General features: G+C 65.8%; 19 protein-coding genes. 8 read left to right on the top strand and 11 right to left on the bottom strand.

Features of this window, described 5'->3' with window-relative positions; translation table 11 throughout:
* Nucleotides 1-77: 77 nt before the first annotated feature.
* Complete coding sequence (locus VEC01_RS03575; RefSeq protein WP_324898834.1) at nt 78-1,241, bottom strand: hypothetical protein; 1,164 nt, start codon at nt 1,239-1,241, stop codon at nt 78-80.
* A gap of 203 nt (nt 1,242-1,444) precedes the next feature.
* Here VEC01_RS03575 and VEC01_RS03570 point away from each other — a divergent pair, with 203 nt between their 5' ends.
* The 3 genes from VEC01_RS03570 (at nt 1,445) to VEC01_RS03560 (ending at nt 3,004) form a co-directional block, all read left to right on the top strand.
* Nucleotides 1,445-1,843, top strand: coding sequence for a hypothetical protein (locus VEC01_RS03570; protein ID WP_324898832.1), 399 nt, complete (start codon nt 1,445-1,447; stop codon nt 1,841-1,843).
* A 179-nt stretch (nt 1,844-2,022) separates the two neighbouring features.
* Complete coding sequence (locus VEC01_RS03565; protein WP_324898831.1) at nt 2,023-2,235, top strand: hypothetical protein; 213 nt, start codon at nt 2,023-2,025, stop codon at nt 2,233-2,235.
* Between the two features lie 112 nt (nt 2,236-2,347).
* Complete coding sequence (locus tag VEC01_RS03560; RefSeq protein ID WP_324898829.1) at nt 2,348-3,004, top strand: hypothetical protein; 657 nt, start codon at nt 2,348-2,350, stop codon at nt 3,002-3,004.
* A gap of 10 nt (nt 3,005-3,014) precedes the next feature.
* On the opposite strand, the gene VEC01_RS03555 is transcribed toward VEC01_RS03560, so the two are convergent.
* The 4 genes from VEC01_RS03555 to VEC01_RS03540 all read right to left on the bottom strand — a co-directional run bounded on the left by VEC01_RS03555 (nt 3,015) and on the right by VEC01_RS03540 (nt 7,659).
* Nucleotides 3,015-3,404 (bottom strand): nucleotide pyrophosphohydrolase, encoded by a 390-nt coding sequence (locus tag VEC01_RS03555; RefSeq protein WP_324898827.1) that lies wholly within the window; start codon nt 3,402-3,404, stop codon nt 3,015-3,017.
* Between the two features lie 13 nt (nt 3,405-3,417).
* Nucleotides 3,418-5,955, bottom strand: coding sequence for a sensor domain-containing protein (locus VEC01_RS03550; protein WP_324898825.1), 2,538 nt, complete (start codon nt 5,953-5,955; stop codon nt 3,418-3,420).
* 142 nt (nt 5,956-6,097) lie between these two features.
* The gene (locus VEC01_RS03545; protein ID WP_324898823.1) at nt 6,098-6,886 is read right to left on the bottom strand and encodes a metallophosphoesterase; all 789 of its coding nucleotides are present in this window, start codon (nt 6,884-6,886) and stop codon (nt 6,098-6,100) included.
* Nucleotides 6,887-7,260: 374 nt separating this feature from the next.
* On the bottom strand, nt 7,261-7,659 hold the full coding sequence (locus VEC01_RS03540; protein WP_324898821.1) for a DUF4148 domain-containing protein: 399 nt from the start codon (nt 7,657-7,659) through the stop codon (nt 7,261-7,263).
* Nucleotides 7,660-8,092: 433 nt separating this feature from the next.
* Between VEC01_RS03540 and VEC01_RS03535 the strand changes: the two genes are divergently transcribed.
* Together VEC01_RS03535 and VEC01_RS03530 are read left to right on the top strand one after the other, a co-directional pair.
* Entirely contained in the window at nt 8,093-10,339 is a 2,247-nt protein-coding gene (locus VEC01_RS03535) for a putative bifunctional diguanylate cyclase/phosphodiesterase (protein WP_324898819.1), read from the top strand.
* 283 nt (nt 10,340-10,622) lie between these two features.
* Entirely contained in the window at nt 10,623-13,913 is a 3,291-nt protein-coding gene (locus tag VEC01_RS03530) for a hypothetical protein (protein WP_324898817.1), read from the top strand.
* Between the two features lie 63 nt (nt 13,914-13,976).
* Here VEC01_RS03530 and VEC01_RS03525 read toward each other — a convergent pair whose 3' ends face one another.
* The 3 genes from VEC01_RS03525 to VEC01_RS03515 form a co-directional block, all read right to left on the bottom strand.
* Nucleotides 13,977-14,813, bottom strand: coding sequence for a Crp/Fnr family transcriptional regulator (locus tag VEC01_RS03525; protein WP_324898815.1), 837 nt, complete (start codon nt 14,811-14,813; stop codon nt 13,977-13,979).
* A gap of 477 nt (nt 14,814-15,290) precedes the next feature.
* Entirely contained in the window at nt 15,291-17,222 is a 1,932-nt protein-coding gene (locus VEC01_RS03520) for an acyl CoA:acetate/3-ketoacid CoA transferase (protein WP_324898813.1), read from the bottom strand.
* 182 nt (nt 17,223-17,404) lie between these two features.
* Complete coding sequence (locus VEC01_RS03515) at nt 17,405-17,812, bottom strand: ANTAR domain-containing response regulator (protein ID WP_324898811.1); 408 nt, start codon at nt 17,810-17,812, stop codon at nt 17,405-17,407.
* A 171-nt stretch (nt 17,813-17,983) separates the two neighbouring features.
* Between VEC01_RS03515 and VEC01_RS03510 the strand changes: the two genes are divergently transcribed.
* Nucleotides 17,984-18,544 (top strand): glutathione peroxidase, encoded by a 561-nt coding sequence (locus VEC01_RS03510; protein WP_324898809.1) that lies wholly within the window; start codon nt 17,984-17,986, stop codon nt 18,542-18,544.
* Nucleotides 18,545-18,641: 97 nt separating this feature from the next.
* Nucleotides 18,642-19,094 carry a universal stress protein gene (locus VEC01_RS03505; RefSeq protein ID WP_324898807.1) on the top strand — a complete coding sequence of 151 codons (453 nt, stop codon included), beginning with the start codon at nt 18,642-18,644 and terminating at the stop codon, nt 19,092-19,094.
* A gap of 18 nt (nt 19,095-19,112) precedes the next feature.
* Here the strand turns inward: VEC01_RS03505 and VEC01_RS03500 are convergent, their stop codons facing one another.
* Nucleotides 19,113-19,658, bottom strand: a complete 546-nt coding sequence (locus VEC01_RS03500; protein ID WP_324898805.1) for a hypothetical protein — start codon at nt 19,656-19,658, stop codon at nt 19,113-19,115.
* A 75-nt stretch (nt 19,659-19,733) separates the two neighbouring features.
* Between VEC01_RS03500 and VEC01_RS03495 the strand changes: the two genes are divergently transcribed.
* Entirely contained in the window at nt 19,734-20,363 is a 630-nt protein-coding gene (locus VEC01_RS03495; RefSeq protein ID WP_324898803.1) for a Crp/Fnr family transcriptional regulator, read from the top strand.
* A gap of 9 nt (nt 20,364-20,372) precedes the next feature.
* On the opposite strand, the gene VEC01_RS03490 is transcribed toward VEC01_RS03495, so the two are convergent.
* Together VEC01_RS03490 and VEC01_RS03485 are read right to left on the bottom strand one after the other, a co-directional pair.
* Nucleotides 20,373-20,834: a DUF1854 domain-containing protein gene (locus tag VEC01_RS03490; RefSeq protein WP_324898801.1), complete on the bottom strand. Its 462-nt coding sequence runs from the start codon at nt 20,832-20,834 to the stop codon at nt 20,373-20,375.
* The coding region (locus VEC01_RS03485) for an ABC transporter ATP-binding protein (RefSeq protein ID WP_324898799.1) at nt 20,831-21,568 on the bottom strand (738 nt) is incomplete at its 5' end. The genes VEC01_RS03490 and VEC01_RS03485, both read right to left, overlap by 4 nt.

Raw genomic sequence — 21,568 nt, 5'->3', positions numbered from 1 at the left:
TGCCCGGACATGCGGATTTCACGCTGTCGGTGCTCCGGGAAAGGCGTGCCGTCATCCGGCGACAGCGGCGCGCCGGTTCAAGCCGCTTGCCCCAGCGCCGGCCCCTTGCTCCAGAACAGCGCCCTTCCCACCAGGTACTCGGTCGCCATCGCGGCGGCCAGCAGGCAGGAGCCGACCACCAGCAGGCGCGACGGCGCCAGCGCGTCGGCCAGCATCCAGAACAGGCCGAGCGCCGCCATGCGCAGCATCCACAGCACGAGCTCGCGCGCGAAGATGCGGTCGGCCAGCTCGCCGCGGATGTCGAGCGTGCACTGGTTGAGCACCTGCTGGCTGGCGCCGAGGAAGGGCGAGCCGGCCGCGCGCAGCACCGAGTGCGCGATATACAGCGCCGGCACCCAGGCGCTGGCGCCCAGCAGCAGGTAGGCCAGCGCCATCACCGCGCAGGCGCCGCCGAACCAGTGCGCGCGGTTGTCGCGGTTGCGGTTCTTGCGGGTGATGTACAGCGCGATGCCGCCGGCCAGTCCGGCGGCGGTGGACACCCAGCCGTAGTGGCTGGCCGTGCGCAGCGCGTGGGACGCGCCGGTCGATGCCATCGCCTGGCTGATGCCGAACAGGCCGGATTCGAGGAAGAACAGCGGCAGGCAGGCGATGAAGCGCGGCTGGCGGAGCACCGCCAGCGGCGCGCGGAGCGCCACCGGCTCCGTATCCGGGATGTCCTTGCCGAGCAGGAGCGCGCCGAGGATGCACAGCGCCGCATACAGCCAGTACACATGGCGGCTCTGTTCGGTGAAGGCGGCCAGCAGCAGCGTCGCGGCGAGGGTGGTGGCGACGCTGAGCACGATGATCGCGGTGCCGGTGCGCGCCGCGTACGCATCCCGTTCCTCATCCTGCAGCAGCGACATCTCCAGCGCATGGCGCGCGGTCCAGGTCAGGCCGAGATAGCTGCCGAACGCGATCGCGGTGAGCGCGACCGAGCCGTCGGCGGCCAGCAGCAGCAGCCCGGGCAGCAGGAAGCCGAGGCGCAGCAGGCGGCGGCCGCCGATCCGCAGGCGCGGGCAGGCAAGATAGGCGAGCAGGGTCGCGCCCATCGCCGCCGTCAGCATCACCGCGGTATAGCGGAACAGCGCATCGAGGTCGTGCGCGCCGATGACAAAAAAACCGATGAAGCCGCCGAGGCTGCCGACCGCCCCCTGCAGGGCGGCAAGCGGCAGCAGCGCGCGCTGGTGCGGAGTGAATTTCATTCCTGGCAATGGGACTTGAAGTCGGGACCCGGGGAAGACATGCCGTCAGGAAAGATAGTTCCAGGTGGCAAGAAAAGACGTGCTCGGCGCGTTCTGCGCTCACGTCTTGTAACAAATCTCCCCGGTAAACTTGTCAGGTTCGATATTGCCGAGGTGAAAGCGGAGTGATGCAATCAAGGCTCCATCGCTTGCCGGACGCCGCCATGAAAACCGCCTTCCTGCTCTCCCTTGCCCTGTTCGCCGCCGCACCTGCGGGCGCGGTCACCACGCTGACGTTCGAGCAACGCGTCGCGCTTGCCAGGGAGGCCGAGGACGACGAGCGTTTCGACCGCTATCCCGACGCGATGGCGGGCAAGGCCGGCCGTCACATCGCGCAGAGCATGCGGCAGTGTCGCGCCTTCAATCCGCGCAATGCCGTGCCCTTCGTGCTGGTGGCCGATATCGGCGCCGACGGCGTGCCGCGGGATGTTGAAGTGAATCCGCGCCACGCTGCATCGAAATGCTTTGCGGCGCGTTTTTCCGCATCGTCCTACCTGCCGCCGCCAGCCTACCCGGGACGCAATAGCTTTCCCGTGATGCTGCGGGTGGACCCCGGTTCGTAGCAAAAGGACGACAAAGTTGACAAGACGGCTGTGCTGGTCGGAAACAGTTGTTACGAATCAATTCAGGCCTTGAACTTCCGTATGCGGCCCCACTAGAGTGAAAGCGAGGCGTCGAGGCGCGCGAGGGAAGACTTGAGCGCCGTGCCCGGTATCAACCTTGCATCATGTCAGGAAAGAAAATGAAGCTGAAGTTAGAACACCGTGATGAAACCGCCTGGGAAATGGGCGACGAGGCTTATGAACTGGACGATACGATCGAGACCGGCGCGCGCAAGGCCAGGCAGGTCGGCATGTGTCCCGGCTCCGACGGCTATGCGGCATTCATGACCGCGTTCTCGCGCCGCGTGCGCAGCAAGCAGCCGTCGGCCAAGCGGGAACTGAGCGAGGCCTGAGGCCTTCGTATTTCGTGCGCGCCGCAGCGTTTGCGGCCGCTCAAGTCTTCGCGCGGTCGGCGGTTTACCCTGCCAGCTCCGGACCGGTCCGGACCCTTCCCGCGGAGGACAGATGACATCGTCGCACCTGGTCAGGCTTGCTGGCGCGGCACTCGTTGCCAGCGGCATACTCGTCACGCTCGGATTTTCTACGCATCCACACGATGCGCTCGGCGCCAACCGCCTTCTCTGGGTCGGGAGCCACGCCATCATCCTGCTCGGCTTCGCGGCCGGGCTGCTCGGCCTCTGCGGCCTGTATGGGGTGGCGGCGCCGGCCACCGGAGGCGCCGCTCTCGCCGGCTTCCTCCTCGCGCAGGCCAGTCTCATTCTCTACCTCGGCAAGCTTTACTGGTCAGGCTTCATCTATCCGCTGGTGGCTGCCCGGCATCCCGATTTCATCGCGCAATCCGGATTCAATCCCGGCGCGCAGCCGGTCGACCCGGTGCTCAAGGCGGTGTTCTATCTCGGTCCGCTGCTGTTCGGCGCCGGCTACGCGCTGCTGGGGCGGGAGCTGCTGAAGGCGCGCCTTTTTCCGGCGCCGCCGGTATGGCTGGTGATCGCCGGCGCTGCGCTGGTCGGGCTCTGGCCGCTGCTGCCCGGCGCCGTGCAGCAGTTCAGCGTGATCGTGTCGCTGGTCTTCACGGCCGGGATCGCCTGGCTCGGCTGGCTGCTCGTGGCGGACAAGCACCGCGCAGGGGTGCACGCCCTGGCGTCCAAGGAAACGCCCTGAGCCGCGCCGCTCATTCGCCGGCGCCGTCCTTGTCGCGCGCCGCCTGCTTCAACTCGGTGTATTTCTTCGCCGATCCGAACGCCTGCTGCACCGGATAGCGCGCCGCGTTTTTCGCGATCTTCGCCCGCGCCGCGTCGAGCAGGTCGATGCCGCCGGCATCGGCCACCAGCAGCAGGTACAGCAGCACGTCGGCGCATTCGTCGCGCAGCGCTTCGCGGAACGCGCCGTCCGCGGTCAGCGCCGCCAGCTCGTCGTCGCCCTTCCACTGCGTCAGTTCCAGCAGCTCGGCCGCCTCCAGATTGAGCGAAATGATCAGGTTCTTCAGCGTATGGAACTGGCGCCAGTTGCGCTCGTCGCGGAACTGGAACAGCAGGGTCCGGATCGTGTCGAGGTCGGCCATGGCTATCCTTTGTTTATTTCACCGCTTCGCGTGATTGCGCGCGCAGCAGCACGGCGAATTCGGCGGCCGGCACCGGCTTGCTGAACAGGAAGCCCTGCATCTGGTCGCAGGCGTGCGCGCGCAGGAAGCGTTCCTGCTCCGGCGTTTCCACGCCTTCCGCCACCACCGTCAGCTGCAGCGTCTTGCCCATCGAGATGATGGCTTCGGTGATCGCCTTGTCGCCGGCGCTATGCATGATGTCGCGGATGAAGGAGCGGTCCACCTTCAGGGTGTCGATCGGGAAGTGCTTGAGCTGGCCGAGTGAGGAGTAGCCGGCCCCGAAATCGTCGATCGCCAGACGCACCCCCATCGCCTTGATCGCGCGCAGCACCGACTTCGCATGGTCCGGGTCGTGCACCACCATGCCCTCGGTGATCTCGAGTTCCAGCAGCTGCGGCGGCATGCCGGTTTCGCGCAGGATGGCAGCAATGTCGTCGACCAGCTGTTCGTCGGCGAACTGGCGCACCGACAGGTTCACCGCCATGCATACCGGCGGCAGGCCCGTACGCTGCCACGCCATGTTCTGCTCGCAGGCGGTCTTCAGCACCCACTTCCCGATCGGCACGATCGCGCCGATCTCCTCGGCCACCGGGATGAAGAGCGCCGGCGACACGTCGCCGACTTCCTCGTTATGCCAGCGCAGCAGCGCCTCGGCGCCGGTGATCGCGCCGCTCGCCAGGTCGCGTTTGGCCTGGTAGTGCAGCGTGAACTCGTTGCGCTCCAGCGCACGCCGCAGGTTGGTTTCCAGCGTCAGCCGCTCCAGCGACTGGGTCTTGATGTCCTTCGAGTAAAACTTGAAATTGTTCTTGCCTTCGTCCTTCGCATGGTACATCGCGATGTCGGCATGCTTCATCAGCGTCTGTTCGTCGTCGCCGTCGCGCGGATACATCGCGATGCCGATGCTGGCGCTCACGCGGCACTCGCGTCCCATCAGCATCACCGGGCGCGAGGCGGCGGCGATGATCTTGCGCGCTACCGCGACCGCCTGTTCCTCGTCGTGCAGTTCCTGCACCAGCGCCACGAATTCGTCGCCGCCCAGGCGCGCGATCATGTCCGAGGCGCGCAGCGCGTCCTTGAAGCGCGCCGACACTTCCTGCAGCAGCATGTCGCCGGCCGCATGCCCGAGCGTGTCGTTGATGAACTTGAAGCGGTCGAGGTCGATGAACAGCACCGCGAAACTGCGGTCATAGCGCTTGCCGGAATGGGCGGCGGAGTCGAGCAGCTGGCTGAACATCACGCGGTTGGGCAGGCCGGTCAGGCCGTCGTGCGTGGCGAGGTACTGGATGCGGCTTTCGGCAACCTTCTTGTCGGTGATCTCGCGCGCCACGCCGCGATAGCCGGTGAACGTGCCGGCGGCGTCGAAGATGGGTTCGCCGCTGACGCTCACGTAGTAAGGATCGCCGGTGTCGAGCGTGCGGTGGAACACCACGTCGCGGAATGGCTTGCGTGCCTGCACCAGGTCGCGGAAAGCGTCCCAGCCCCGGTCGAGGTCGGCCCGCAAGCCGGTTTCCCAGGGCTTGCGGCCGACGAAGAAATGGCGCACCGACGCCGCGTTCGCATCGCGGCTTTCCATGCGGGTGAAGCAGATGTCGGCATCCTGCTCCCAATACCAGTCGGAGGTCAGGTTGGTCAGTGCGCGGAACCGCGCTTCGCTTTCGCGCAGCGCCTGTTCCACGCGGCGCCGCTTGGTCACGTCGCGCATGATCCCGCAGAACCCGACCGGCTCGCCCTTGATGTTGCGCACCAGTTGCACCGAGCCCTCGCCGGTGACGATCGCGCCATCCTTGCGCTGCATCTGCCAGTCGAAGCTTTCGGCCGGGATGCCGGTGCGGTACACCTCGTTGAATACCTCGAAGGTGCGGCCGTGGATTTCCGGCGGTTGCAGCTCGCGGTTGTTGCGGCCGATGATCTCGCTCCGGTCGTAGCCCAGCATGCGGCAGAACGCGCCGTTGAACAGCACCATGTTGCCTTGCAGGTCGACTTCGTAGAAGGGATCCTGGATGCTCTCGATGATGCTGCGGTAGCGTGCTTCACTGTCGCGCAGCGCCTGTTCGACCTTGCGGCGCGCGGTCACGTCGCGCAGGATGCCGCAAAATCCGCTGGCCGTGCCGTCCGGCTTGCGTACCAATTGCACCGATCCTTCGCCGACAATGGTGCTGCCATCCTTGCGGATCAGTTCCCAGTCGAAGTGGTTGGCCGCAAGCCCGGCGTAATAGAGCTGCTGGAACAGTTGGTAAGTACGGGCCGCCGCCTCCGGCCGCTGGAAGTCGCGGCTGTTGCGGCCGATCAGCTCGTCACGTGCGTAGCCGAGCAGGCGGCAGAAGGCGCCGTTGCACAGCACGATGTGGCCGCGCAGATCGATTTCGTAGTAGGCGTCGTCGATGATTTCGAGGATGTGCCGGTATTTCTCCTCGCCGGGGCAGGCGGCGGCGTTCGTCACCGCGCACCCTGCGGGCCGGACGTCGCCGGCGTCGGCCTTGTCTACAAGTCCTGCAGAAGCGTCTCTCTCCATGCCGGTTATCCTGTTATTGAGGTCAATGCGGCGTGTTGCCCGGCGTCGGTGGTATTTGAGGGAATTATAGGCGTCGATCTTGTCCCGGGGAATCAGGACACAGCGTAGCAGGAAAACGCCGGTTTGGCAGGGGGGCGCCGCTTCAGAGTTCCACCACGTATTGATTGTCGAATAACTTGTTTTCCCAGTCGATCTCGGCGGTCGATGCTGCAATGCGGCGGTTGAGTGCATAGCCGCGCGGATTGGCGACGACGCGGGTGCCGCCGGCGAGATAGTCGAAGCTGTCATGCACATGCCCGTGCACCCACAGCTGCGGGCGGCCGAGCAGCGGCGTGAGGTCGCTGACGAAGGCGGCGTTCAATACCGTGCCGGCATAGCGCGCGTGGACCGAGCGCGGGTGCGGCCCATGATGGGTCACGACCACGGTCGGGCCGTCGAAGCGGCGCGAAAGCTGCGATTCCAGCCATGCGCGCGACGTGCGGTGCATCCGCAGCGCGTCCGCCGCGGCGAACATGCCGTCCGGCGTATGGATCGCGCGATGGTCGAGCAGGCAGCGCTCCGCCTCTTCCATGGCTTCCGCCTGGCGGCCGGGATAGAGATCGTAATCCGTCCACAGGCAGCAGCCGAGAAAGCGCACGCCGCCCAGCACGCATTCGCCGCCTTCCAGGTAATGCACCGCCGTTCCCTGCGCGGCGCGCCGCAATGTGCCGACAAGTTCATCGATGCTGGTATGGTAGGCCTCGTGATTGCCGTGCACATACACTACCGGCACCGGCCAGTCGGCGAACGCCTGCACCGCGCCCGCCTGCTGGTGGATGTCGCCGGCGATCACCAGCACATCGGCATCGGGCGCGGGTTCGATCACGCGGTAGCCGGGGAAGCGGTCTTGCAAGAGGTCGAGGTGGAGGTCGGAGGCGATCTGGATCTTCATCTGGCGTTCGGGTTTGCGCGTGCAACTTCCTGCACGTCGCCTGCCGGCGGGCATCGCCCCCGGATCGATCTGGCGCTCCGGCCGGCCTTGCCGCAGATGAAGATATCCACTCGCGCAACGCGAGGAGGGGGGCGGCAGGCGGTGCCGGTCACGCCCGATCCGGGACGCAGGGACGGTGCAGACTGTACACCATGTGCACGCCTGCCGCCAGCGTGCCGCGGCGCCTCCGCAGGCGAAAAAAAGCCCGCGAACCTTGCGGTTGCGGGCAGAAATCCAACTCTTGGAGAGGCTGGAGGAGACGAATGTCGGGATGCGGTTCCGAGTCAGGCTGCCGCTTCCCCCGGCCGGCGCTCTCTGTCGCGGCCGTGATCGGATCAGCCGCCGATAGCGGAACCCTTGGTCTGCACGCCCTTGGCGGCCTGGATGGCTTCCTTGCGGACTTCGTCGCGGCTGCGGGTCGACACAAACTTCGCATGCTCGACATATTCCGGGCTGCGGGTGCCGGCGTAGCGGTCGGCGGCGTATTCGCTTTCCAGCTCGGCAAGCACTTCCGCGCGGGTCTTGGTGCCGACAAACCTGGCCTGGTCGACGTATTCGGCGCGGCGCGCCAGCTTCTCGTCCGCGGTCTCGCTGTTGAGCTCGGCGATCACTTCGGCGCGGGTACGGGTGCCGGTGAACTGGGTCTGGTCGACATAGGGGGCGATGTTCTCGGCCAGTACGGAACCGGCGGCGGCAAACAGGGATGCGGCAATGATCAGGTTTTTCGTGTTCATGGTTTTCTCCAGATTAAGGTGGTGACTCCGGCGCCCCGGCGGGAAAAGCCCTGCCTCGCGTCCTTCGTGAGTCGCACTGTGTTGCGATGTGTGCTCATCGATGAAGCGCAGTCTAGACCTCGCGCGGACATTGAAAAACAGCAATAAAAGCAATGCACCATTTCTAAAAACGAAACAATGCTGCGAACCGGTGTTTCGCCCTCAGCCCGCCGACCAGGCTTATGTTGTTTCCCTTGCATGATTTTCCGTCTTCTTCTGGTGTGCCTGCTCTAACTTCGCCAAACGCGCGCCGAAGAGGTTGCCGCCACTCAATTCGACCGTTACCATGAAGGCATAACAATACCTACTGCGGTGAGGAGATGACGCAATACACCACGCTGCCCCATTCCGTGGGCTGCCGGCTCTCGCCTTGCGCCCCGGCGGCATAGACGATATGGATTTCCCTGGCGACCTCCATTCCCGGGAACGCATCGCGCGCCTGCCGCGCGGCCGCATCGGCGCGGTGCTGGCGGTCTGCGCAATCGCCGCGCTGCTGGTAGCGCAGCAGTCGCCGTACTGGCTGCTGGTGGCGCTGGCCGCGGCACTGGGCGCGATCATTTTCCTCGGCAATGCCAGCCGGCTCCCGCAGGCGGACCATGGGCTGCGCGAGTCGGAACGCAAGTTCCGCAACTTCGTCGAGCAATCCCTCGTAGGCCTGTACGTCGTCCAGGACGGCAAAATCGCCTATGCCAACAGCAAGAGCGCCGACCTGCTTGGCTTTGACAGCCCGGAACAGCTGATCGGGGTCTCGGTCAGCAGCCTGACCTACCCGGACGACGTTCCGGTGCTCGAGGAAAACCACCGCCGCCGGCTCAACGGCGAGGTCAACAGCATCCGCTACACCTACCGCGCGCTGCGGCGCGACGGCCGGATTCTGTGGGTCGACGTGCAGGGCAGCCTGTGCCAGTACGACGGCCGGCCCGCGATCATGGGCGTGGCACTCGACGTCAGCCAGCAGGTCGCGTTCGAACACCAGTCGCGCCTGGCCAACCGGGTATTCGATTCCGCCAGCGAAGGGATCGTGATCACCGATGCGGAGTGCCGCATCGAAGCGGTCAACCCGGCATTCACCCGCATCACCGGCTATGCCGCGCACGAGGCGCTGGGCCGGCTGTCGCGCATGATGACCGGCACCGGCGCCGAGCTCAACCAGGACATGCTCAGCCACCTCGCGCGCGACGGCCACTGGCAGGGCGAGATGCGCGACCGCCGCAAGAACGGCGAGTGGTACCCCGCCTGGCTGTCGATCTCGACTGTGCGCGACGCCGACCGCAACATCACCAACTATGTCGGCGTGTTCACCGACAACACGCGCCGCAAGGAAGACGAGACGCGGCTGCAGTTCCTCGCCAGCCACGACAGCCTGACCGGCATGTGGAACCGCAGCGGCATGATGACCAGGTTCGCGCTCGAAATCGAACGCGCCCGCGCAGCGGGCCGACAGCTCGCGGTGCTGTTCATCGACCTCGACCGCTTCAAGACGGTCAACGATACCCTCGGCCATCTCGCCGGCGACCAGCTGCTGGTGGCAGCCGCGGGCCGCATGCGCGCCCAGCTCAAGCAGGGCGACATGGCGGCGCGCCTGGGCGGCGACGAGTTCACGGTGCTGCTGGACGACCCGCCCTCGTCGGGCGCCGCCGCCGACCTCGCCGAACGCCTGATCAATTCGATGGGGCAGCCCTTCTCCATCGGCGGCCAGGAAATGTTCGTCACCGCGAGCATCGGCATCGCCTGCTATCCGGCCGACGGCCACGATGCGGCCACGCTGCTCAAGAATGCGGACGTCGCGATGTACCGCGCCAAGCAGCGCGGCAAGAACACCTTCCAGTTCTTCACCAGCGACATGAACACCCAGGCCTTCGAGCAGCTGCTGCTGGAGAACAGCCTGCGGCGCGCGCTGGAGCGCAGCGAGTTCGAACTGCATTACCAGCCGCAGTTCTCGGCGGCCACCGGGCGCGTGTCCGGGGTCGAGGCGCTGGTGCGCTGGCGCCATCCGGAACTCGGTCTGGTGCTGCCCGGCACCTTCATTTCGCTGGCCGAGCAGAACGGCCTGATCGTGCCGATCGGCGCCTGGGTGCTGCAGGAAGCCTGCCGCCAGGGCCGGGTCTGGATGGATGCCGGCCATGACTTCGGCCGCATCGCGGTCAACCTGTCGGCCAAGCAGTTCGCCTCGGGCAACCTGCTCGACGTGATCCGCGCCGCGCTGGACGGCAGCCGCCTGCCGCCGTCAAAGCTGGAGCTGGAAATCACCGAAAGCACCATCATGCAGAATCCGGCGGAAGCGGTGCTGCTGCTCGACCGCATCCGCGACATGGGAGTGGCGCTGTCGATCGACGATTTCGGCACCGGCTACTCCTCGCTGGTGAGCCTTAAGCAGTATCCGCTCGACAGCCTCAAGATCGATCGCGGCTTCGTGAAGGGCATTCCGCACGACGCCGACGACATCGCGATCACCGAGGCGATCATTGCGATCGCGCACAAGATGCGGCTGAAGGTCGTCGCCGAAGGCGTCGAGACGCGCGAGCAGGCGGATTTCCTGCGCACCGCCGGCTGCAGCGCGCTGCAGGGATTCCTGCTGGGCCGCCCGGTGCCCGCCGCCGAGCTGGAACGCAAGTTCGGTTTCGCGGAAGTGACGACGTAAGCGGGACGCCGCGCAGCGCGACAGCGTATTGCCGCCGGCATTGGACACCCGGAAAAGATTGCTTCAAGTCAAGGAAAAATGCGCGGGCATGCCACATCCTAGCCGCCGTGAGCGTGCCTGACACGCCGGCCCATGCCGCGCTGTCCCCGCACGCCACCGGCACCGTGCAGCGCAAGGCCGCGCGCCGGGCGCCGCCCGCACCGGCATCCGTCCGCTGACGCCCCGCCCCGCGTCCGCCCGGCGCAGGTTTTTCCACGGCCCGACACTTTCCGAGGCAGCGCGCATGGCCGACATTCCCGCCAGTACGAGTACGACCGCAACCGTGGCGGTCAACGGGTCGTACCAGGACACGATCGAAACCGCGTACGACTTCGACTGGATCAAGGTCACGACGGTGGCGGGCGCGGTCTATACCGTGCTGCTGCAGGGGCAGGGGACGGGCGACCGCACGCTGTTCGATCCTGTCATCGACGGCATCTTCGGCAGCACCGGCACCTACCTGACCGGGTTCAACAACGACGGCCTGATCGGCGGCGGCAACAGCCGCGACGCGATGACGACGTTTACCGCGACCGGCACCACCCACTATATCGGCGTGACCGGCGACATGGGGGTGACCGGCACCTACAAGCTCTCGGTCTTCAACAGCAGCGGCGGCACCGACTCGGTCGGGCAGAGCATCTCCTCGTTCGGCAGCGTGACCGTCGGCGGCGGCGCCGTGAGCGGCACCATCGACAGCGCCAACGACGCCGACTGGTACAAGGTCACGCTGGCCGCCGGCGGCATTTACTCGATCCGCATGCGCGGCCTGCCCTCGGCCAACGGCAGCCTCGCCGACCCGCTGATCTCCGGCGTGTACGACAGCGGCGGCAACTTCATCGCCAATACCTACGTCGACGACCTCGACACGCGCGACGCCGGCGTCACCATCCAGGCCTCCTACGGCGGCGACTACTATATCGCCGCCGAAGGCTTCAGTAATTACACCGGCAGTTTCGTGCTGGACGTGACACAGCTTGGCTCGGAAATTCCCGGCTCGATCGCGTCCGGCGCCACCCTCGCGGTCGGGGCCAGCGCGACGGTCGCGGTCGACCGCCCGTACGACCACGACTGGTACAAGGTCACGCTGACCGCCGGCACCACCTACACCTTCGCGCTGACCGGCACCTCGCCGAACACCACGCCCGGCATCTACGGCATCTATAACGCGTCGGGGACCTATCTCGAGGGCTATGCCGTAGGGGTGAGCAGCGGCGCGACGACCACGGCGTCCACGATCTTCACGCCCAGCGTCGGCGGCGACTACTTCGTCGATGCGTTTTCCTATTACGAGGGCAGCTATACCCTGTCGGTGAATGCGGCGACCGCCGATGTGCCGGCAAACACGACGAGCACGACTACGGTGACGGTCGGCGCCGCGGCGCTGACCGGCGACATCGGCAGCGTCACCGACGTCGACTGGTACAAGGTCACCCTGACCGGCGGCACCACCTATACGATCCGCATGCAGGGCAGCTGGTCGCAGAACGGCACGCTGTTCGATCCGCTGATCTCCGGCATCTACAGCGCGGGCGGCAGCTTCATCGCCAACACCTACGCCGACGACAAGGACGGCCGCGACGCGGTCGTCACCTTCCGCGCACCCGGCACCGGCAGCAACGTCTTCTTTATCGCGGCCGAGGGCTACGGCGCCAACATCGGCAGCTACAAGATCAGCGTCACGCAGGTCGCCGCCGCCGATATCGGCGATACGGTAGCGACGGCCGGAGCGCTGTCGCTCAATATCGCCAGCGCCGGCCTGAGCATCGACGATCCATCGGACACCGACTGGTACGGCGTGACGCTGGCCGCCGGCACCACCTACTACGTGAAGATGCAAGGTTCCGCCACCGGCGGCGGCACCCTGTCCGATCCCCTGATCACCGGCCTGTACAACAGCGCGGGCACCTGGATCGCGAACACGATGAATGACGACAACGGCAAGAACTACGATGCCGCGGTGGTCTATACCGCGAGCCTGGGCGGCACGCATTACGTGGGCGCGGAGGGCTACGACGCGGTCACCGGCACCTATACCCTGAGCGTGCTGAACGAAGCGGGCGCCAATGCGGCCGGCGCCTGGCAGATTCCGTACAACGCCGCCGCCGGCGGCACCATCGACAACGCCACCGACGTCGACTGGTACATGTACGCGCTGGAAGGGGGCCGCAGCTACGTGTTCAAGATGTACGGTTTGGATTCCGGCTTCGGCAGCCTGAGCGCGCCGTCGATCAACCGCATCCTGAACGCGTCTTCCGTCGATCAGACCGCGTCCGCGGCCAAGGGCAGCATCGGCGCCACCTCGACGCTGCGCTACGCGCCCGGCACCGCGGGCGACTACTATCTCGAGCTGCAGCGCGTCGGCGCCGTGACCGGCACCTTCCTCGTCACCGCGGAAATCGAGGCGGGCAACACCAATGCGTTGTCGCTGCCGCTCGGCAGCAATGTCCTCAGGGCATCGATCGACGATGCCTCGGACGCGGACTGGTATTCCGTCACCCTGAACGCCAATACCAGCTATGTGGTCAAGATGACCGGCGCCGACAATGGCGGCGGCACGCTGGCCGACCCGGCGGTAGGGCTGCGCAATGCAAGCCTGGACGTGCAGGCCATCGTCAACGATACGACCGGCTACGGGCGCGATGCCGAATTCAGGTACGTCGTCACTACAGCCGGCACGTATTACATCGTCGCCGATCCGGTTGCAACCGCCACCGGCACCTATACCCTGAGCATCGACGCCGAAGGCGGCGAAACAAATGCCACCGCGCAGGCGATCAGCGTCGGCGACACGATCAACGCCGCAATCGACGACAACACCGATGCCGACTGGTATTCGGTTGCGCTGAGCGCGAACACCAGCTATGTGATCAAGATGCTTGGCGTCGATAGCGGCGGCGGCAGGACGCTGACCGATCCCGCCGCCGGCCTGCGCGACGGTGCCGCCTACGTGCAGGCCATCGTCAACGACACCGCCGGCTACGGCCGGGACGCCGTGTTCACCTACGCCGTCGGCGCCACCGGCGCGACCTACTACGTCGTGGCCGACCCGGCCACGGCGATCGCGGGCAGCTATATGCTCTCGGTCAATGTCGAGGCCGGCAGCACGAGCGCGACCGCGGTCGGCGTGGCCGTCGGTTCGACAACCAGCGGCGCGATCGATACCGCCGCCGATGTCGACCGCTATGCGGTGACCCTGGTCGGCGGCCGGACCTACCGGATCGACGCCATGGGCCTGGACAGCGGCAAGGGCACGCTGGTCGATACCTACATCAACGGGATCCGCAACAACCTCGGCAACCTGGAAACCGGCACCACGCAGGACGGCGGCGGCAGCGGGCGGGACGCCGGCCTGGCGTTCACGCCGGGGGCGAGCGGCGTCTACTACATCGATGTCGACAACGGCGTCGCCAACAGTGCGGCCGTCGGCAGCTACATGTTCAGCGTGGTCCAGACCAATCCGGCGCCGGCGCCGCAGTTGATGACGGCGCTGGTCGGCGTGACCGATCCGTCCGGCCACGCGCCTTACTTCTGATTGCGGGGATGAAAAAACGCCCTGCCGCTTGCGCGGCAGGGCGTTTGGCTATCCGTTCGGTGTTTACGCGGTAGTGGCGAGACCGGTGGTCCGCTTGGCCTTCGGCGCATCCGACTTGGCGCGCACGCGCGACGGCGGCAGGCGGCGCAGGGTGCGCAGCGATTGCAGGTCGTGGATCACGATCGCGCGCTGGTCGACCGAGATCAGGCCGATGGTGTTGAAGGCGGAGAAGGTGCGGCTGACGGTTTCCAGCGTCAGGCCGAGGTAGTTGCCGATCTCCTGGCGCGTCATGCGCAGGTTGAACTGGCTGCCCGAATAGCCCATCTCGGTGAAGCGCTCCGACAGGAACACCAGGAAGCGCGCCACGCGCGCTTCGGCGCTGAGCGAACCCAGGGTGCCGACCATCGCCTGCTCGCGCACCAGCTCGCGGCTCATCACCGCGTAGATCGACGCCTCCAGTTCCGGATGGGTGCGGCCCAGGCCGGCGAAGATCTTGAACGGGATCAGGATCACGTCGCAGTTCGACAGCGCCACGGTTTCGGTGGCGTACTGCTTGCGATGGATGCCGTCGATGCCGAACATGTCGCCCTTCATCGGGAAGCCCAGCACCTGCTCATTGCCGAGTTCGTCGATCATTACCGTCTTCAGAAAGCCGGAATTGACGACGTAAAGCATGTCGAACGGCTGGCCGATGGTATGGATGCGCTGGCCGGCCTTGAATTGCATATGCTGGAACTGGAAGTCGTCGCTCGACAGCTTCGCCGGAATGCGCAGCAGGTCGCAGACTTCCTTCAGGTTGGACCATAACTTGGCCTGACGCTGCCAGGAGGCGCCGGCGGGGGACGGCGTCGCCAGCGGCAGCGAAGAAGTGTGTGCATCATTGAGGTGCGTTGTCAGCATTGCGAATCCTTGTTCGTAGAATAGTTGTTCAGGCTTTCGTGCTCTAGTGGAACTTCCGTATCGCGGTGCAGCACGGGCGACTGCTACGTTTTTGCGAGACGGAAATCAGTGTCGTGAATTATGTCCGGCCGTTCGTTTTCCGGTAATCAGCGGACGGATGAAAACGCTTGTCGGAGGATGGACAAAAAGATTCGGAAAATTCCTACAATGTTGCGGAATTTCAAGAAATCCCGGGGTGCCAGGTGTGGGTTGTGGCGGGAATAACCGCTCCAGCCGTCACCGGACAGGGGCAGAGGATGGCAAAGCAGATGCAGGCGTGGGTATCGGCGCAGCGACGGGCTTTCCGTTGCGCGCTAGAGTGGCGGCTTCGGCGAGGGAAAGGGCCGCCTTTTTCCGATAACAGAGTGGAAAAGCGGCCGCTTCCGTGATTGCGGGCAGGGAATGCCGGGCGCGGCCCGGCATTTGTCCCGGGGCAGGTCAATCGTTCTCGGCTGCCGAGTCGACCGCTTCCTGCTGGGTTTCGAAGATGTGCGCGGCCAGCCCGCGGCTCTCCAGCGCCGTGCCCATCTTCATCCGCATGAAGGCGCTGGTGGTGTAGCGCGAGACATGCGTGTAGTACTTCTCGTGCAGGTCCTTCACCATCGCCCAGTAGTCGTCGGCGATGTTCTCGTCGATCTGGAAGTCGTCGTAGTTGACGATCACCTTGACCTTGCGGCCGACCGGATGGCACAGCTTTTCGGCCGCATGGCGGATGTCCTCGACATCCTTCCTGGTCATCACGCGCAGGCCCTGGAAGTTGTAGAAGGCGGCACACTTCTTCGAGTCGTACTGCATGCGGTCTTCCAGGCTGATCGACAGCAGCGTTTCCTTCAGCTTCATCGGCTCGTCCATGAAGATGCGCGCATCCATCAGCGCCGGCTTGTTGACGATGGGCTTGAAATCCATCTGCGCCAGGATGTCGCGCTCGATGTCGATGCCCGGCGCGACCTCGATCAGCTCCAGGCCCTCGGGCGCGAGCCTGAACACGCAGCGCTCGGTCACGTACAGCACGTTCTGGCCGGTCCTGGCCGCGTACGGGCCGCTGAATGTGACCTGTTCGATCCTGTTGACGAACTTGCGCGCCCGTCCTTCCTGCAGGATCTGCAGCTTGCCGCCCTCGACTTTGGTCTTCAGGCCGCCGGCGGTGAAGGTGCCGACGAAGACGACGGTGCGGCTGTTCTGGGTGATGTTGATGAAGCCGCCGGCGCCGGCGAGCTTGGGACCGAAGCGGGACACGTTGATGCTGCCCTGCGGGTCGCACTCGGCCAGGCCGAGGCAGGCCAGGTCGAGGCCGCCGCCGTCGTAGAAGTCGAACTGCTGGTTCATGTCGATCACCGCGTCCGGATTCACCGCGGCGCCGAAATTCACGCCGGAGGCGGGCACGCCGCCGATCACGCCCGGCTCCGCGGTCAGCGTCATGTACCTCAGGATCTTCTCTTCGTTAGCCACCGCCGCCACGCCTTCCGGCATGCCGATGCCGAGGTTGACCACCGAATTGGGCAGGAGCTCGAAGGCGGCGCGGCGCGCGATCACCTTGCGCTCGTCGAGCGGCATCGCTTCCAGCGCATCGAGCGGCACCCGCACTTCGGCGGAGAAGGCCGGGTTGTAGCTGCCGTTCAGGTTCTGCGGATGGTTCTCCGGCCGGGCGACAACCACGCAGTCGACCAGCACGCCCGGCACCTTCACCCGGCGCGGGTTGAGCGAGCCGCGCTCGGCGATGCGCTCCACCTGCGCGATCACGAAGCCGCCGCTGTTCTTGGTCGCGGTGGCCAGCGCCAGCACATCCTGGGTCAGCGTCTCGCGCTCCATCGTGATGTTGCCCTCCGGGTCGGCGCTGGTGCCGCGGATGAAGGCCACCGAAATCGGAAAAGTCTTGAAGTAGAGGAGTTCCTTGCCCCCGAGTTCGACCACGCTGACCAGGTCTTCGCTGGTCTTGCTGCCGATCTTGCCGCCTTCCAGCCGCGGATCGACGAAGGTGCCGAGACCGACCTTCGATACCGTTCCCGGCAGGCCGCAGGCGATGTCGCGGTACATGTGGGAGATCACGCCGAGCGGCAGGTTGTAGGCTTCGACCTTGCTCTCCAGCGCCAGCTTGCCGATCTTCGGCAGCAGCCCGTAGTGGCCGCCGATCACGCGCTTCAACATGCCTTCATGCGCGAGATGATTCACGCCGCCTTCCGCGCCGTCGCCGGGACCGCCGCCGAACAGCAGGGTCAGGTTCTTCGGCGAGCCGGTTTCGAGGAAGCGCTTTTCCAGCGCCAGGATGAGTTCCACCGGCACGCCGTTGCTGCCGAAGCCGGAACAGCACAGGGTGTCGCCGTCATGCAGGATTGCGATCGCTTCCGCGGCCGATACGACTTTCTTTCTCATTGTTCACCTTTCAAAAGGACCGGGGGTGCGCCGTCGGTTTTCCCCGGACGTGGATGCTGCCACTGCGACAAGGCGCGGCGCGATCGGTTCATTGTAGGGAGTCCCCCGGTCAAATTCCTTGACCGGGGGTGGTTGACGCGGGAAAGAAAATCGGCGCCGGGGCCGGAAAGGCGCGAAAAGTGTCAGGCCCGGCTGTCTTGCGCCGGGCCTTGCCGATGCTGGTGTGCGAGCTTGAGGATGGCCTTGCGGATGCTTTCGATGACATTGCCGGCATTGAAGGGCTTGACGATGAAGCCATGCACCCCGCGTTCGAGCGCGGTCTGCACCGTCGCGGCATCGAACTTCGCCGATACCAGGAACACCACTGCCTTCGGCACGCCCTCGCGCAGCGTCGCCAGCCGCGCGAACGCTTCGTCGTCGGCGCCGCCAAGGTCGATGCAGACCAGTTGCGGCTGCAGCTTGATCATTGCGGCGATGCCGGCAGATGTGATGTTGGCGTCGCCGATCACATTGAAGCCGCCGTTGACCAGAACGGAGCTGAGCAAGTTGCGCGAGATGGCGTTGGCGTCGATGACGACTACTTTGAGCATGCTTGTTTTCCTGGTTTGCCGCACTGCGCCGGCAGTATTCTCATCAGGCAACATCTTACCCGGAACCGCCATCCTGCAATACTCCCGCGCCTGCCGCAAGGTCGGCGCGCGGGTTTTTGACTAGAATGAAACGAGCCCGAAAAACAAGCCCGAACCCGCGAAGGAACCGCCATGCTCCCTGTCCTGCTCCTGTCCGCCCTGCTTGCTGCGCCCGCCCATGCGCAGACCGCGCCGGCAGCCGCCGCATCTTCCTGCCCGTCGATCCTGAACCAGCGCTTCAACCGGCTGCAGGACGAGGCGCCGCAGAACCTGTGCCAGTACGCCGGCAAGGTGGTGCTGGTGGTTAATACCGCCAGCTATTGCGGCTTTACCAGCCAGTACGAGGGACTGGAAGCGCTGTATGCGAAATACCAGCCGCGTGGCCTGGTGGTGCTCGGCTTCCCGTCGAACGATTTCGGCGGCCAGGAACCGGGCGACAGCAAGCAGATCGCCGACTTCTGCTTCAATACCTATGGCGTCAAGTTCCCGATGTTTTCCAAGAGTTCGGTCGCCGGCAGGGACGCCAATCCGCTGCATGCGGAACTGGCCAGGATCACCGGGACCACGCCGAAGTGGAACTTCTATAAATACCTGATCGACCGCAGCGGCAGGGTGGTGGGTTCCTATTCCAGCCGGGTCACGCCGGGCGACCGCACGCTGGTGGGCGACATCGAGAAGGCGCTGACGCAGTAGGCATTTGAAAGCGGATCAAGCGCAGGCCGGAAACCGATTGCCGAAAAACTTGCAAGATGTATCATTCAAGCAGGTCGACAACCAACGGGAGGCCATCATGTACAGCAAAATACTGGTCGCTTACAACGGCACGCCGGAGAGCCGCCACGCACTGCAGGAGTGTATCCGCCTGACGCCCGGCGCCAATACGCAGGTCCACCTGCTGGTGGTGATGACGCCGACGCCGATCGTGCTGGCCGGCGAATTCGTCGCCGCCGTCCCCACCATCGACGAGGAGCAGGCCGAGAGGGAGGCCATGAGCCAGGTGCTGGAAGCCGGCCGCAGGCTGCTGGCCGAGGCCGGGCTGAACGTGACGCCGCACCTGGAAGTCGGCGAACCCGTGACCGTGATCGCCGACCTGGTGAACAAATTCGGCATCGACCTCGTGATCGTCGGCCATTCGCGCAAGAAGCCGTTCGCGCTGCGCTGGTGGCGCGGTTCGATGGATGCGGTGCTGGTGGATAAGGTGCGCTGCAGCGTGCTGGTCGCGGCGGAACCGAAGGGGGGCTAGCCGTTGCGGTAACCCGCGCTAGCGGTAGCCGCGCAAGCGGTTGTACGCCGCGATCTGTTCCACGTTCAATACCTCGGTCATGCGCAGGTGGTAGCGCAGGTGCGCCGCGCGCAGCCGTCCATGCGCCTGCGCGGCATGCTGCACGGCCTGCTCCACCGTTTGCGGGGCGGCGGACCTGTCCCGGAACAAGCGGTCCAGCGCCGCTTCCGCCGCCAGCCATTGTTCCCCGATCGCGCGCGCTTCTTCCTGCATGGCGGCCGCCAGCTGCCGGGTCTTGTGTTCCTGAGCCTGCGACAGCGCGAGCCGGTCCGCCAGTTCCAGCACATGCAGCGGTCCCGGGTAGCCGTTGAGTTCCGCGGCCAGCGCGAGCGCCATACCCTTGCCCGCGCGCACGTCTTCCACCTGCTGCTCCGACAGCGCCTTGATGGCGCGCTTCTGCATGCCGGCATATCCGGACGGGGCGGGCGGAGACCCGGACGCAGGCGGCGCGCTGTGTCCATGCGGGTGCTGGGCGGGCGCGGAGGTGGCGCCCAGCAGGAGTGCGGCGGCTAAGGTCGTTTTCATGGTTCTTAAGCGGTGCGGGTAGGAGATTGCGTCATTATTGCCGCGGCGCCGCCGGCCTCGTATGATTGCAATCATATGGATGATCCGATCCCGCCGCCCGCTTCCGGTCCTTACCCTCGCCTCGCCGGCGTCGCGCCGGCGTTGCGCCGCCTGCGCGCCGGCGACTACCTGTTCCGGCAGGGGGACGCGAGCATCGGCCTGTTCTTCCTGGTGTCGGGGCGGCTGCGCCTGGTCCGCGTGACGCCGCGTGGCGCAGAAGTGGCGATGCACACCGTACGTGCCGGCGAATCCTTTGCCGAAGCGTCGCTGTTTTCGCCGCACTACCACTGCGACGCTGTCGCATTGCAAGACAGCGAGGTGCTTTTCTATTCCCGGCCTGCTCTTGCTGCAGCATTCCGGCAGGACGCCGATGCGTTATGGGGGTTCGCCGGCACGCTGGCCGGCCGGCTCCAGGGGCTGCGCGCCAGCCTGGCGCTGCGCCAGGTTCGCTCCGCACGCGAGCGCGTGCTGCAGGCACTGCAGCTGCGCTGCGACAAGGACGGAGTCTGGCGAATGGAAGGGACGCTCAAGCAGTTCGCCGAAGAGGTCGGCCTCACGCACGAAGCGCTGTACCGCGCGCTGGCCGCGCTCGAGCGCAGCGGGGAGATCGAACGGCGGCGCGACGGCATCGCGCTGGCCCGGCACGGCCGGACCGCGCGGCCCTGAGGTGCGGGATTACAGGAACCGGTCCAGCATCTTCCGGCTCGCCTTGTCCAGCCCATCGACGCTGCGGATCAGGTATTGCACCCCATGGCTGTCGGCGATCAACAGCGTGGCCTGCGCGATGCGCCGGATGTCTTCCTCGCCCTTGAGCACGAAGCGGGTCACCCCGCGGTCGGTCTCCACTTCCCAGGTGCTGGGCACGGCGAAGGTCGACACGTGGCGGATGCGCCTGATTTCCGGGAGGAATTCCCGGTTCTTCAATTCCTCTTCCAGCAGCGCGCGTTCCGCCGCCGGCAGCGCCGCCAGGCTGTCGAGCCAGGCCAGCTCGTGCCCGTCGACGTCGACGATCGCGATACCCTCGTCGGGTGCCGCGATCGGGAAGGCGCGCACCGGCACCACGCCTTCATGGCTGCCCTGCGCATCGGAAAACACCAGCTTGCCGAAGGCGTTGCGGGTCAGTGTGAATTTGTTCATGCCGCGCTCTCCTCGGCTTCGACCAGCGCCTCGTTTTCTTCTTTCCGCAGCTGCGCCTGATAGAGGCGGAAGTAATGCCCGCCGCGCGCCAGCAGTTCTTCATGCTTGCCGACTTCGACGATCTGGCCCTTGTCCAGCACCACCAGGCGGTCGGCCTGGCGCAGCGTCGACAGCCGGTGCGCAATCGCAATCGTGGTGCGGCCGCGGACCAGGTTGTCGAGCGCCTTCTGGATTTCCTTCTCGGTGGTGGTATCCACCGACGAGGTCGCCTCGTCCAGGATCAGCAGCTGCGGGTCGATCAGCAGCGCGCGCGCGATCGAGATGCGCTGCCGTTCGCCGCCGGACAGCGTCTGGCCGCGTTCGCCGACCATAGAGTCGTAGCCGTGCGGCAGGCGCAGGATGAATTCATGCGCATTGGCCGCGCGCGCGGCGGCGATGATTTCCTCGCGCGTCGCATCCGGCTTGCCGTACGCGATGTTGTCGGCGATCGTGCCGAAGAATAGGAAGGGTTCCTGCAGCACCAGCCCGATGTGGCGGCGGTAGTCGGCGATCGCCAGCGAGCGGATATCGACGCCGTCGACCAGGATCGCGCCTTCGGATACGTCGTAGAAGCGGCAGATCAGGTTGACCAGGGTGCTCTTGCCGGAACCGCTGTGGCCGACCAGGCCAATCATCTCGCCCGGCTGGATGGCCAGGTCGACGCCGCGCAGCACCGCCCGGTTGCCGTAGCGGAA

The organism is Noviherbaspirillum sp. (assembly GCF_035627455.1).
Classification (GTDB): domain Bacteria; phylum Pseudomonadota; class Gammaproteobacteria; order Burkholderiales; family Burkholderiaceae_D; genus Noviherbaspirillum.
This window is presented reverse-complemented; position numbering and strand designations above follow the sequence as displayed.